Raw genomic sequence first — 12917 nt, 5'->3', positions numbered from 1 at the left:
ACGCTGTTCTCCCGGGGACGCCTCGTTCGAGCTCCGCAGCTCGTCTGCTGCTGCTTCGCTGGAGGCATGGCTGATGCGGAGACCGTGCGAGGAGAGGTCCTCGCCCTCGGCGACCGGGCGGCGGCGCTCGCGAGGAGCGCCTCCCCGGTGCTCCTGTCCGCGGCGGAGGCGCTGCACGCGGGACACTGCGCGGCGCTGACCTGTCCCGACGCGTTCGCCCGAGGCTCCTCGGCGGACAGCGAGGATGCGACGGACCTCGTCGAACGGTCGATCCGAGCGGAGTTCGCCGTCGCCCTCGGGGTCTCCGAGCGCACCGCCGCCAGGGAGCTGCTGCACGCGTCGCTCCTGATGGAGGAGCTGCCGCGGACCCGGTCCGCGCTCGCCGACGCCAGAATGCGCTGGGAGGCCGGCCAGCTCATCTGCTCCGTCGCGGCGACCCTCCCCGCAGCAGCGCGCGCGGCCTACGACGACCGGGCCGTCGACCTCGCGGAGACGCTGACCCCGGGGCAGCTGCGACACGCCCTCGCGCGGGTGCGGGAGGAGCTGCACGACGAGCCCCTCGCCGAGCGGCACGCTCGCGCCCGTGAGGACCGCCGGGTGTGGATGACAGCCGGGATCGACGGCATGGCGACGGTCTGCGCGCACGTCCCCGCGCCCGAGGCCGTCGGAGCGCTCGCCCGGCTCGACCGCATCGCGAGGGATCTGCGGGACGGCGCCGAAGGGGACCGCGATCTGCGGACGCTGGCGCAGCTCCGCGCCGATGCGTGGGCCGACCTGCTCTGCCACGGGGACGTGGCGGGGACCACTCCGGAGGGAGCCGCGGCGCCCTCGACCGGGCTGCGGGCCGAGGTGAGAGTCACCGTGGCGGCGAGCACCGCCGCGGGTGACGACGAGGCGGCCGCCGAGCTCGACGGCTACGGGCCGATCCCTGCCGAGACGGTGCGAGCGCTCATCGACGACGACGCCGCCTTCACTCCCGTGCTGACCGACGAGGAGACCGGCGCGGTCGTCTCCGTCGGGCGCCGCCACCGGCTCCCACCGCCGAGGATGAGGCTGCTGGTCCGCCTCCGCGACCAGACCTGCCGCTTCCCGGGCTGCACCCGGCCGGCGTCCTCGACGGAGACCGACCACAGCGTCGAATGGCGGAACGGGGGAGAGACGACTCTCGACAACCTCGCCTCCCTGTGCGTCGCCCACCACCACGTGCGCCACGGCGACCGGTGGACGTATCTGCTCCATCCGGACGGCACAGCGGACTGGACCACACCGACCGGCCGCCGCGTGACGACCCGGCCGCCGGCGCTGCCCGGGCGACCGCCGGTGGGCGCAGGACGACGGCCGGATGCTCCCCGGCTCGACGGGGACCCGGCGGGGTAGGCGCCGGGTAGCCGACCGCTTCAACGACTCTCGACGTGCGTCAGGCCAGCGCGTCGGCGATCGGGCGGAACTTCATGCGGGTCTCGGCGAGCTCGGACTCGGGAACGCTGTCGGCCACGATGCCGGCGCCCGCCCAGGCCGTGACCGCGCCCTCGGCCGTGACCTCGGCGCTGCGGAGTCCGACAGCCCACTCGCCGTCGCCGTTGCCGTCGATCCAGCCGACGGGTCCTGCGTACCGACCGCGGTCGAAGGGCTCCAGGTGCTCGATGAGCGCAAGGGCGTCGGCGGTCGGAGTGCCGGCCACTGCGGCGGTCGGGTGAAGAGCATCGACGAGATCGAGCGCGCTGGAGGAGTCGTCCAGAATTCCTCGCACGTCCGTCGCGAGGTGCCAGAGGTTCGGCAGGCGGAGCGTGAACGGGGCGGCGCCGGCGGTCAGCTCCCGTGTGTGGGGCTCGAGCTCCCGGACCAGACTGGCGAGAGCGAAAGCGTGCTCTGAGCGGTCCTTCGGACTCTCGAGCAGAGCGGCTTCCACGTCCGCGTCGGCGAGGGGGTCCGCTCCGCGTGCAGCCGTGCCGGCCAACACCCTCGCCGAGATCTCGCCCCGATCGACCGCGACCAGCGTCTCCGGACTGGCGCCGAGGAATCCGTCCACGGCGAAGCCCCAGCAGTCCGGGTAACGCTCGGTGAGCGCACCCAGCATCCGACGCAGGTCCGCCCCCGGCGGGAGCCGCCCCTGCAGATCGCGCGCGATCACGACCTTGGACAGCTCGCCCGCCCGGATCGTCTCCACCGCGGCAGCTACCGCTGCGCGGTACCCGTCCGGCGACAGCGCACCCGGCGAGAGCGGCACGTGGTACTCCGCCCCCAGCGGCTCCTCGCCCGGCGTATCCGGTCCCTCCGCCTCGCCGATCGTGATCCGCGTCAGCCATGACCGGCCGTCGCGCGTCCCGATCACGGTGCGCGGCACGATCAGCACGCTCGTCGCCTCGGATCGGCTCGAGAAAGCGAAGGTCCCGAACGCGACCAGCCCCGTCCCGGGCAGTCCGACCCGGTCCTCCACCGTCGCCGCGTCGCAGAGCCGCCGCCAGGCCGCCGCCGCATCCCGCAGCCGTTCCGGGCCCGAGAACTCGAGGCGCAGGGCCTCGCCGCGTCCGCTGAGGCCGGCGCCGTCGCGCTGCCAGAGGAGGGGCCGCCTCGGGTCGGAGTGGGAGAGGAGCGACTGCGGAGAGTCCAGTGGAGTCGTCTCCGCACGCAGCAGGGGGGTTCCAGCGCCGATGAGCGTCACCTCAGCAGGGTACGCCCGCGCCAGAAGGTGGGACGTCCCATGCCGCGGGGCTCGGGGCGCAGGGCTCCGTTGCTACCGTGATCCGGTCCGGGGCCGCCGCGCGAGGCGGAGCGGGGCGGTCCCGGCGCTTCCCCATGGGGAGCGCGCCGACCGGGCGCGGGACGGCGGATGCACAGCCGCCGTCCCGCGTCTCGCCGTAGACTTGCGGATCGTGACGAAGGCAGACCTCACCAAACGGCCCGACGAGGTCGCCTCGATGTTCGACACCGTGGCTCCCGCTTACGACCTGGTGAACGGACTCCTCTCGGTGGGGAACGACCGGCTCTGGCGGATCGCGACGACTCGCGCCGTCAACCCTGCTCCCGGTGAGCGCATCCTCGACATCGCGGCCGGCACCGGAACGTCGAGCGCGTCGCTGGCGCGGTCGGGCGCCCAGGTCGTCGCAGCCGACTTCTCCCCGGGGATGATCGCCGTCGGCCGTCGCCGTCAGGCGGGCAACGACCGGATCGAGTTCGTCCAGGCCGACGCGATGGACCTCCCGTTCGAGGACGAGTCGTTCGACGCCGTGACCATCTCGTTCGGTCTGCGCAACGTGGCCGAGCCGAGGACGGCGCTCGCCGAGTTCCTGCGTGTGCTGAAGCCCGGCGGCCGGGTCGTGATCTGCGAGTTCTCGACTCCGCCGATCGCTCCGCTGGCCGCCGCGTACGACTTCTACCTCTCGAGGGTCATGCCCGCCGTCGTGCGCCTCGCGTCGTCGAACAATCCTGCGTACGACTATCTCGGCGATTCCATCCGGGCCTGGCCGGAGCAGAGCGTCGTCGCCGCCTGGCTCCGCGCGGCGGGCTTCGAGCGTGTGGCCTACCGCGATCTGACCGCGGGCATCGTGGCGCTGCACCGCGGCGTCAAGCCGATCGCGGCGACCCGATGACGACCGGGGTCCGCACAGGCCGAGACGTTAGGGTTTCCCTGTGAACGCCACTGCGCCCGTCGCCCGTCGCAGCCCGTCTCTGACGGCGCAGCTCGGCCTCTCCGAGCGCATCTTCTCCTCCTCGTCGGACCGGGCTCTCGCCCGCACGATCGACGCGGGTCTGGAGCAGGTCGAGGAGGGTCTCGTCCGACAGCTGTCCTTCGCGGACGCCGTGGCCGACGTCTCCACCCGGTACCTCCTCGAGGCGGGCGGCAAGCGCGTGCGCCCGATGCTCACCCTCCTGGCCGCGTCGCTGGGCCGTGGCAACACGCCGCAGGTGCTGCTGGGCGCGCAGGCGATCGAGATCACGCATCTCGCATCGCTCTACCACGACGACGTCATGGACGAGGCGGAGAAGCGCCGCGGCGTCCCGTCGGCGCAGACCGTGTGGGGCAACAACGTGGCCATCCTGACGGGCGATCTGCTCTTCGCCCGCGCGAACCAGCTGATGGTCGAGCTCGGCGACAAGGCGATCCGGCTCCAGGCCGACACGTTCGAGCGGCTCGTCCTCGGGCAGCTGCACGAGACGGTCGGCCCGACCGACGGCGAGGACCCGGTCGAGCACTACCTGTCCGTCCTGGCCGATAAGACCGGGTCCCTGATCGCCGCGGCGGGCCGCACGGGAGTCGCGTTCTCGGAGGCTCCGGAGGAGTACGAGGAGGCCATGCGCGTCTTCGGCGAGAAGATCGGCGTCGCCTTCCAGATCGTCGACGACGTCATCGACCTCTCTCCCCAGCCGGAGGAGACCGGCAAGAACCCCGGCACGGACATCCGCGCCGGCGTGTCGACGCTGCCGATCCTGCGCCTGCGCGAGCGCGCCTCCTCCGATAGGGAGGCCGCGGCTCTCCTCGCCCGCATCGAGAGCTATGTGAGCCGCTCGAACGACGCCATCGCGCACACGGAGGAGCAGAGCGCCGACATCTCGGACGCCATCGCTCAGCTGCGCGATCACGACGTCACCGCGCAGACCCTCGCCGAGGCCCACCGGTGGGCCGACGAGGCCGTCGCCGCCCTCGCTCCGCTGCCCGACGGCTCCGTCCGCAAGGCGCTGACGCGCTTCGCCGACACCGTCGTCGAGCGCAACGGCTGACCCCGATCGTCGCGGCGCGCCCTGCGCCGCAGGAATGAGACCGGTTGTGCGCTGCGGCGCCCCGGCAGGAGGAACGCAATGACCAAGCTCAGGCTGGCCATCGTCGGCGCGGGTCCCGCGGGCATCTACGCCGCCGACCTCATGATCAAGGCCGAGAAGAAGTACGACGTCTCGATCGATCTGTTCGAGCACCTGCCCGCGCCCTACGGCCTGGTCCGCTACGGCGTGGCGCCCGATCACCCGCGCATCAAGGGGATCATCACCGCGCTGCGGGAGGTGCTCGACCGGGGCGACATCCGCATCTTCGGCAACGTGCACTTCGGGACCGACATCACGCTCGAGGATCTCAAGCGGCACTACCACGCCGTGATCTTCGCGACCGGCGCCGTCCGCGACGCTCCGCTCGACGTCCCCGGGGTCGAGCTCGAGGGCTCCTACGGTGCGGCCGACTTCGTCAGCTGGTTCGACGGCCACCCGGACGTGTCGCGCACCTGGCCGCTGGAGGCGTCCTCCGTCGCCGTCATCGGCAACGGCAACGTGGCGCTCGACGTCTCGCGGATGCTGGCGAAGCACGCCGAGGACCTCCTGCCCACCGAGGTCCCGCCGAACGTCTACGAGGGGCTGAAGGCGTCTCCTGTCACCGACGTGCACGTCTTCGGGCGCCGCGGTCCCGCTCAGGTGAAGTTCACGCCGCTGGAGCTGCGCGAGCTGGGCGAGCTGCGCGACGTCGACATGATCGTCGCCGACGAGGACTTCGACCTCGATCCCGCTTCGGAGGCCGCCATCGCGACCAACAAGCAGGTCATGGTCATCAACCGGGTGCTCAACCAGTGGCGCACCCGCGAGGTCGGGAGCGCCTCGCGTCGTCTCCACCTGCACTTCTGGGCGAAGCCGCTCGAGTTCGTGGACGACGGATCGGGTCGGGTCGGCGCGATCCGGTACGAGCGCACCGAGCCGGACGGCGAGGGCGGAGTGCGCGGCACGGGTGAGATCCGCGAGGTCCCGGTGCAGGCCGTGTACCGCGCGGTCGGCTACTTCGGCTCGCCGCTCGACGGCCTCCCGTTCGACGAGATGCGCGGCGTGATCCCGAACCGCGAGGGCCAGGTCCTGGACGACGAGGACCAGCAGGTCCACGGCGTCTACGCGACCGGCTGGATCAAGCGCGGACCGGTGGGCCTCATCGGGCACACCAAGTCCGACGCCATGGAGACCGTCGCGCACGTGCTCAACGACCAGGCGTCCTGGTGGACGCCCGAGCACCCCGAGGAGGCGGCCGTGGTCGCCCTGCTCGAGGACCGGGAGATCGCCTACACGGATCTCGACGGCTGGCACCGGCTGGACGAGCACGAGATGGCGCTCGGCGAGCCCGAGGGCCGTGCGCGGGTGAAGGTCGTTCCCCGCGAGGACATGATCGCGATCTCGCGGGCGGAGCCGGTCGCGCTCTGACGCGTGGTCTCCGAACGGCCCTCCGGTGCACTCCGGGGGGCCGTTCGTCGTTCCGGCGTGGACGCCTTGCGCCTCCTCTAGGATTCGGGCACCGCTCTGGACGGAGACAGCATGACCACGGCCGCGCCCCACGACGTCATCCGGGTGCGCGGTGCGCGCCAGAACAACCTCCGGGGGATCGACGTCGACATCCCGAAGCGGAGGATCACCGTGTTCACCGGGGTCTCGGGCTCCGGCAAGTCGTCGCTGGTCTTCGGCACCATCGCGGCCGAGTCCCAGCGCCTCATCAACGAGACCTACTCCGCCTTCGTGCAGCAGTTCATGGGGTCGCCGGCTCGCCCGGACGTGGAGTCGCTCGACGGACTGTCGGCCACGATCGTCGTCGATCAGGAGCGGATGGGGTCGAACGGCCGGTCCACGGTCGGCACGGCGACCGACGCGTACACGATGCTGCGGATCCTCTTCAGCCGGCTCGGCGACCCGCACGCGGGCACGAGCGGTGCGTTCTCCTTCAACCTGCCGGAGGGGATGTGCCCGCGGTGCGAGGGGACGGGCCGGGTGTCGAGCATCGACCTCGACGCGCTGATCGACCGCTCGAAGTCGCTCGAGGGCGGTGCTCTCGACGCGATCCCCAACTTCGTCGTCGGCGGCTGGTACTGGAAGGGCCTCGCCGAGTCGGGCCTCTATCCGGCCGATGTGCCGATCGCCGACTTCACGCCCGAGCAGATGGACGCGTTCCTCCACCGTCCGGCCACGAAGATGGCCATCGCCGGGATGACGATGACCTACGAGGGCCTCCTGGTGAAGGTCACCCGCCTCTACTTGGCGAAGGAGGCGGCGCAGCCGCACATCCGCGCCTTCGCCGAGCGGGTGGCCACCTTCGCCGCCTGTCCCGAGTGCGGAGGCGGCCGGCTCACCCGCGCGGCACTGGAGTCGCGTATCGGGGGCCGGAACATCGCCGAGTGCGCCGCGCTGCAGGCGACCGACCTCGCCGCGTGGCTCCGCGGGCTGCAGGCGCCGTCCGTCGCTCCTATCGTCGAGACCCTCCTCGGGACGCTCGACGCCCTCGTCCAGGTCGGGCTGGGCTACCTGTCGCTCGATCGGGAGTCGGGCACCCTCTCGGGTGGTGAGGCGCAGCGGGTCAAGATGGTGCGGCATCTGGGATCGAGCCTCACGGACGTCACGTACGTCTTCGACGAGCCGACGACGGGTCTGCATCCGCACGACGTCTCGCGGATGATCGAGCTGCTGCGCCGCCTGCGAGACAAGGGCAACACCGTCCTGGTGGTCGAGCACAAGCCGGAGATCATCGAGATCGCCGATCACGTGGTCGACCTCGGTCCGAGGGCCGGTGCGCACGGCGGCGAGCTGCGGTTCGAGGGGACGGTGGCGCAGCTGCGCACGTCCGACACCCTGACGGGCCGTCATCTCGGTCACCGCGTCCCGCTGAAGGAGGCCGTGCGCCGTCCGACCGGGGCGGTGGAGATCCGCGGGGCCTCCACGCACAACCTCCGCGGCGTCGACGTGGACGTCCCGCTGGGCGTGCTGACCGTCGTCACCGGAGTCGCAGGGTCGGGGAAGTCGTCGCTCCTGCACGGCTCGCTCGCGGGTCGGCCCGGCGTGGTGGTGGCCGACCAGTCGCCGATCCGCGGCTCGCGGCGCAGCAATCCGGCGACCTACACCGGGGTCCTCGACGCGATCCGGGCGGCCTTCGCGAAGGCGAACGGTGTGAGACCGGCGCTTTTCAGCGCGAACTCGGCAGGCGCCTGCCCCGTCTGCAAGGGGGCCGGGATGATCTTCACCGAGCTGGGCCCCGCCGCGACGGTCTCGTCGGTCTGCGAGGAGTGCGACGGCAAGCGGTTCACCGCTGAGGTGCTCGAGTACCGCCTCCGCGGGAGGAACATCCACGAGGTGCTCTCGATGCCGATCGTCGACGCCGCGGAGTTCTTCGCGAGCGGACCGGCGCACACGGTGCTCGCCCGTCTCGTCGACGTCGGTCTCGGCTACCTCACGCTCGGACAGCCGTTGAACACGCTGTCCGGGGGCGAGCGCCAGCGCCTCAAGCTCGCGATCAACATGGCCTCGTCCGGATCCGTCTACCTGCTCGACGAGCCGACCACGGGCCTGCACCTCGCGGACGTCGACACGCTGCTCGGACTGCTCGACCGGCTGGTCGACTCCGGGAACTCGGTCGTGGTGATCGAGCACCACCGCGCCCTGATGGCGCACGCGGACTGGATCATCGACGTGGGGCCCGGAGCCGGGCACGACGGAGGGACGATCGTCTTCGAGGGGACGCCGGTCGGGCTCGCGGCGGCGGACACGCTGACCGGACGCGCCCTCGCCGAGTACGCGCGCTGACGCATTCGCAGCCGCGACGCTCGCGCGTCAGCGCGAGAACGGGCCGGACAGGGCCGCCCACTGCAGGAGCATGATCGTCTTCGCGTCGACGATCTGCACGCCGATCTGGGTCAGCGCCTCGTCGAACGAGAGCTCGAGGACCTCGATGTCCTCGCCCTCATCGGCGAGTCCCGCGAACGCTCCGCTGCGGGTGCCCGCGCGGTAGCGCCCGGCGTAGAAGTGCAGCTTCTCGGTGACCGAGCCGGGGCTCATGAACGCGTCGAACACGTGCTCGAGCCGGCCGACCTCGAGTCCGGTCTCCTCGGACGCCTCCCGGCGGGCGCCCTCCTCGGGCCCGTCCTCGTCCAGGAGACCGGCGGGCACTTCGAGGAGCATCCCGTCGAGGTCGCCGTTCACGTACGCGGGGTAGCGGAACTGCCGGATCAGGACGACGGTGCGCGCGTCGGCGTCGTAGAGCAGGACCGCCGCGCCGTTCCCCCGGTCGTACGTCTCGCGCTGCTCGCTCGTCCAGCTGCCGTCGCGGTGCCGGTAGTCGAAGCGGGTGGTGCGGAGGACGTACCAGTCGCTCGAGAGGAGGGTGACCTCCTTCACGACCACGTCGGGGTTCCCGACGAGGTCGAGCCCGTCCCTGTCGAGTCCGGTGCGGCCCCGCCGGTCGGGGTCGTCGATTCCGGCGGTCACGCGCGTGCTCCCGTGTGCGTCATTCCTCAGCGGAAGTTGACGAACTGGAGGTCGAGCTCGAGGTCGGCTCCGCGCAGGAGCGCCATGGTCGCCTGGAGGTCGTCGCGGCTCTTCGAGGAGACGCGGAGCTCGTCGCCCTGGATCTGCGACTTGACCGACTTCGGCGCCTCGTCGCGGATGAGCTTGTTGATCTTCTTCGCGTGCTCCTGGTCGATGCCCTCCTTGAGGGTGGCCTCGATCCGGTACTCCTTTCCGGACGCGAAGGGCTCGCCCGCGTCGAGGCTCTTGAGGCTGATGCCGCGCTTGATCAGCTTCGACTGGAAGACGTCGAGGATGGCGTTCGCCCGCTCCTCGGTGTTGGCCTTGATCAGGATCTTCTCGCCGCTCCAGGCGATCGAGGCGCCGACGTTCTTGAAGTCGTAGCGCTGCTCGACCTCCTTGTGGGCCTGGTTCAGGGCGTTGTCCGCCTCCATCTTGTCGATCTTGCTGACGACGTCGAACGTTGAATCTGCCATGGCTCCGAGTTTAGCTTTCAGGCGTGGCGGAGCCCGGCCCCAGGCGCGGCTGGTACCTCTGAGGGGTGCGCCGCCTCCCCGTTCTCGTCCTCGTCCCGCTCGCCGGCCTCCTCCTGGCCGGCTGCGGCCAGCGGCCGCCCGCGCTGACGGTCGAGGAGGGCCTGTCCACCGTGCCTCCCGCGGCGACCGCTCCCGTCGCGGCCGACCCCGTCGTGCTGGAGGATCCCGAGCAGGCCGCGGCGACGCCGGTGCGACTGCTCGCCGACGAGGCGTGGCTGGGCTCGGCGTCCGAGGGGAGCGGCATCCCGCTGCGTGCGCTCACCGCCTACGCGGGCACGGCCCTCCTCACGGCGTCGGTCGACCCCGACTGCCGGTTGGACTGGGCGACCCTGGCCGGCATCGGCTACGTCGAGAGCAGGCACGGCACGATCGACGGCGGCGAGCTGGGCGAGGACGGGCGGCCGACGGAGCCGATCTACGGTCCGCGCCTGGACGGAACGCGCTTCGACCGGGTCCCCGACAACGACGGCGGGGCTCTGGACGGCGACGCCGAGGTCGACCGGGCGATGGGTCCGCTGCAGATCATCCCCGCGACGTGGATGGCGTGGGCGTCGAGCGGATGGGATCCGCAGAACGTGGACCAGCAGGCGGTGACCGCCGCCCGGTACCTCTGCGACGCCGGCGGCGACCTCTCGACGGAGTCGGGATGGCGGGCGGCGATCGCGGCCTACAACCCGGCCGGGAGCTACGCGGGGAAGGTCGCGGAGGCGGCGTCCCGCTACGCGGCGGAGGCGGACTGAGGCCTCGCGGCACCGATTTCCGATCCGCCGGTCGCGTGGGTATCCTTGCTGAGCGCCTCCGGTTGTGAACACGCGGTCGGGTGCGCCACGGCGAGTTACCCTAGCGGCCAAAGGGATCTGACTGTAAATCAGACGGCGTAGCCTTCGGGGGTTCGAATCCCTCACTCGCCACCGAGCAGGAACACCCGGCAGACGCCCCGGCATCACGAGATGCGCGGGGCGTTCCGCATGTCGGGGGATCGCCGTTCCGGCGGAGTGCCTTTCCGGGGGAGCACCGGTCCGGCGGATCGCCGGGCCCGGCGTCTTCGTCCCGTCGCACCCCGCACGCCGTCGGCCCGGCCTCCGCGGTCGCCCGGCCCGCGCTGTCGGCCCGGCCCGCGCCGTCGCCTCAGCCCCGCGCCTCCTGCTCCAGGAACCCCGCGAGGGAGAGCGGCGGCCGTCCGGTCAGCCGCTCGACGTCGCCCGAGACGTGCTCCAGCTGTCCGGCGGCGATCGCGGAGTAGGTGCTGACCCAGGCGTCCAGCTGCCAGTCCGGTGCGTTCCAGCGGCGGCGTGACGCGTACGCCTCCTCGAGGGTCTCGTCGACGTACACGGCGGGGCGGCCCGCCGCCGTCAGGGTCGCCGCGACCTCGTCGAGGGTGAGGGCCTCGGGCCCGGTCAGCTCGTAGGCGGCTCCGCGGTGCTCGGAGGGGGAGCGGAGGACCGCGGCGGCGGCGCGGGCCACGTCCTCGCGCGCGACGACGGCGGCACGGCCCGATCCCGCGGGTCCGCGGATCGCGCCGTCCCCGCCCAGCATCGCGGGCAGGAAGTCGAGGTAGAGGTTGTCGCGGAGGAACGTCCAGAACATGCCGGAGCGGCGGATCGCGTCCTCGGTGGCCGCGTGGTCTCGGGCGAGGGTGAAGACCGCGTCGGGTGCGGCTCCGGCGAAGGAGGTGTAGACGACGTGCTCGACACCCGCGGCGGCGGCTGCGTCGACGAATGCGAGGTGCTCGGCGCGGCGCTCCTCGTTCTCGGAGGCGGAGACCATCAGGAGGAGGCGCACGCCCTCGAGCGAGTCGCCCGCGTCGGCGAAGGAGGAGCGCACCACCTCGGCCCCGGGGAGCTCGGGCGCGCGGGACGGGTCGCGGACCAGCAGGCGGAGGGCGTGACCGGCGTCGGCGAGCTCGCGCGCGACGCGGCCGCCGACGGCTCCGGTGGCTCCGGTGAGGGCGATAGGGGTGCTCATCCCCCCATGATGGGCCCGATCCCTAGGCTGGGACCATGAGCGACAACGCCCCCCTCCTCGCCATCGCCCGCTCGATCGCCGTCGAGGCGGCGCACCTCGCCCGCCAGCGGCGGGAGGACGGTGTCGAGATCGCCGCGTCGAAGTCGTCTTCGGAGGACGTGGTGACGGCCGCGGACCGGGAGGTCGAGGAGCTGATCCGCCGGCGCCTGGCCGAGGCGCGTCCGGACGACGGCTTCCTCGGCGAGGAGTCGGGGTCGGGGGGCGGCACGAGCGGGCTGACCTGGGTCGTCGATCCGATCGACGGGACCGTCAACTACCTCTACGGCATCCCCTCCTACGCGGTCAGCATCGCTGTGGTGGAGGGGGAGCCGGATCCCGCGACCTGGACCGCGCTCGCCGGCGCGGTCGTGAACGGAGCGACGGGCGAGGTGACCACGGCCAGCCGAGGCGGGGGAGCCGAGCGGGACGGAGTCGCGCTGCAGGTCTCGGCTCCCTCCTCCCTCTCGCTCGCGCTGGTGGGCACCGGCTTCGGCTACGACGCGGGCCGCCGGATGCGCCAGGGCGCCGTGGTGCAGGAGCTCCTGGGCTCGGTCCGCGACATCCGCCGCATCGGCTCGGCGGCGCTCGACCTGTGCTCGGTGGCCACCGGGCAGCTGAACGCGTACTACGAGCGGGGCCTGAACCCGTGGGACCTCGCTGCGGGCGCCCTCATCGCCGAGGAGGCGGGCGCGCGAGTCGCGGGACTCGACGGCGCGCCCTTCGGCTCCGGCCTGCTCATCGCGGCACCGGACCCTCTCTTCGCCGAGCTGGAGGATCTGCTGCGCCGCCTGCGCGCGGACGAGGTGTAACCGCTCTCCCGGGCCGAGCCGACACGGATTCCGTGCGCCGAGAGGCGGATCGGCGCAGGATCCCGCCGGGGCTCGCCGCGCGTCATGCCCCGATCACGCCTGTGCGCGGCGGCCTCTGGCCGGATCCCGCCGGCCGTGGTTATCCTTTATGAATTCGTGATGTTCGCACAGGCTGCGCTCACGGAGCCGAGCGGTGCCTCTCCCTGGAGGCCCGCTCGTCCCCTGCCCCCGACGGAAGACATCGATTTCGTGAGCCCCGATTCGCCCGCCCCCGCCCCCCCTTCATCGACCCCCTGCCAACCGCCTCCACCCCTCCCCCGTC

At 72.2% G+C, this 12917-nt stretch carries 11 protein-coding genes and 1 tRNA gene; 8 read left to right on the top strand and 4 right to left on the bottom strand.

Going from position 1 to position 12917, the window contains the following annotated elements; genetic code table 11:
* Positions 1–66 precede the first annotated feature (66 nt).
* Positions 67–1377: an HNH endonuclease signature motif containing protein gene (locus tag C5C10_RS12295; protein WP_104329350.1), complete on the top strand. Its 1311-nt coding sequence runs from the start codon at positions 67–69 to the stop codon at positions 1375–1377.
* A gap of 40 nt (positions 1378–1417) precedes the next feature.
* Here C5C10_RS12295 and C5C10_RS12290 read toward each other — a convergent pair whose 3' ends face one another.
* Positions 1418–2662, bottom strand: a complete 1245-nt coding sequence (locus tag C5C10_RS12290; RefSeq protein ID WP_374953349.1) for an isochorismate synthase MenF — start codon at positions 2660–2662, stop codon at positions 1418–1420.
* Positions 2663–2873: 211 nt separating this feature from the next.
* Here C5C10_RS12290 and ubiE point away from each other — a divergent pair, with 211 nt between their 5' ends.
* The 4 genes from ubiE to C5C10_RS12270 all read left to right on the top strand — a co-directional run bounded on the left by ubiE (position 2874) and on the right by C5C10_RS12270 (position 8526).
* Positions 2874–3590 carry a bifunctional demethylmenaquinone methyltransferase/2-methoxy-6-polyprenyl-1,4-benzoquinol methylase UbiE gene (gene ubiE, locus C5C10_RS12285; RefSeq protein WP_104326264.1) on the top strand — a complete coding sequence of 239 codons (717 nt, stop codon included), beginning with the start codon at positions 2874–2876 and terminating at the stop codon, positions 3588–3590.
* A 40-nt stretch (positions 3591–3630) separates the two neighbouring features.
* Positions 3631–4719, top strand: coding sequence for a polyprenyl synthetase family protein (locus C5C10_RS12280; protein ID WP_104249782.1), 1089 nt, complete (start codon positions 3631–3633; stop codon positions 4717–4719).
* A gap of 78 nt (positions 4720–4797) precedes the next feature.
* Positions 4798–6165 (top strand): FAD-dependent oxidoreductase, encoded by a 1368-nt coding sequence (locus tag C5C10_RS12275; protein WP_104329349.1) that lies wholly within the window; start codon positions 4798–4800, stop codon positions 6163–6165.
* A gap of 111 nt (positions 6166–6276) precedes the next feature.
* A complete protein-coding gene (locus C5C10_RS12270) occupies positions 6277–8526 on the top strand; it encodes an excinuclease ABC subunit UvrA (RefSeq protein WP_104329348.1) in 2250 nt (749 codons plus the stop codon).
* Between the two features lie 27 nt (positions 8527–8553).
* On the opposite strand, the gene C5C10_RS12265 is transcribed toward C5C10_RS12270, so the two are convergent.
* A complete protein-coding gene (locus C5C10_RS12265) occupies positions 8554–9207 on the bottom strand; it encodes an NUDIX domain-containing protein (RefSeq protein ID WP_104233413.1) in 654 nt (217 codons plus the stop codon).
* Positions 9208–9233: 26 nt separating this feature from the next.
* Positions 9234–9722, bottom strand: a complete 489-nt coding sequence (locus C5C10_RS12260; protein ID WP_104223606.1) for a YajQ family cyclic di-GMP-binding protein — start codon at positions 9720–9722, stop codon at positions 9234–9236.
* 65 nt (positions 9723–9787) lie between these two features.
* Here C5C10_RS12260 and C5C10_RS12255 point away from each other — a divergent pair, with 65 nt between their 5' ends.
* Both C5C10_RS12255 and C5C10_RS12250 read left to right on the top strand, forming a co-directional pair.
* The gene (locus tag C5C10_RS12255) at positions 9788–10522 is read left to right on the top strand and encodes a hypothetical protein (RefSeq protein ID WP_104319312.1); all 735 of its coding nucleotides are present in this window, start codon (positions 9788–9790) and stop codon (positions 10520–10522) included.
* Between the two features lie 89 nt (positions 10523–10611).
* Positions 10612–10693 (top strand) — tRNA-Tyr (locus C5C10_RS12250).
* 217 nt (positions 10694–10910) lie between these two features.
* On the opposite strand, the gene C5C10_RS12245 is transcribed toward C5C10_RS12250, so the two are convergent.
* Positions 10911–11747 (bottom strand): SDR family oxidoreductase, encoded by an 837-nt coding sequence (locus C5C10_RS12245; RefSeq protein ID WP_104329347.1) that lies wholly within the window; start codon positions 11745–11747, stop codon positions 10911–10913.
* Between the two features lie 35 nt (positions 11748–11782).
* Here C5C10_RS12245 and C5C10_RS12240 point away from each other — a divergent pair, with 35 nt between their 5' ends.
* Positions 11783–12595 carry an inositol monophosphatase family protein gene (locus C5C10_RS12240; RefSeq protein WP_104329346.1) on the top strand — a complete coding sequence of 271 codons (813 nt, stop codon included), beginning with the start codon at positions 11783–11785 and terminating at the stop codon, positions 12593–12595.
* The last annotated feature ends 322 nt before the right edge of the window (positions 12596–12917 follow it).

Source organism: Rathayibacter sp. AY1A3 (genome assembly GCF_002930975.1).
GTDB lineage: Bacteria > Actinomycetota > Actinomycetes > Actinomycetales > Microbacteriaceae > Rathayibacter.
This window is presented reverse-complemented; position numbering and strand designations above follow the sequence as displayed.

Coding starts and splice junctions, on each gene's coding strand:
- C5C10_RS12275 (WP_104329349.1), top strand. CDS start 4,798: ATGACCAAGCTCAGGCTGGCCATCGTCGGCGCGGGTCCCGCGGGCATC.
- C5C10_RS12270 (WP_104329348.1), top strand. CDS start 6,277: ATGACCACGGCCGCGCCCCACGACGTCATCCGGGTGCGCGGTGCGCGC.
- C5C10_RS12295 (WP_104329350.1), top strand. CDS start 67: ATGGCTGATGCGGAGACCGTGCGAGGAGAGGTCCTCGCCCTCGGCGAC.
- C5C10_RS12245 (WP_104329347.1), bottom strand. CDS start 11,747: ATGAGCACCCCTATCGCCCTCACCGGAGCCACCGGAGCCGTCGGCGGC.
- C5C10_RS12260 (WP_104223606.1), bottom strand. CDS start 9,722: ATGGCAGATTCAACGTTCGACGTCGTCAGCAAGATCGACAAGATGGAG.
- C5C10_RS12240 (WP_104329346.1), top strand. CDS start 11,783: ATGAGCGACAACGCCCCCCTCCTCGCCATCGCCCGCTCGATCGCCGTC.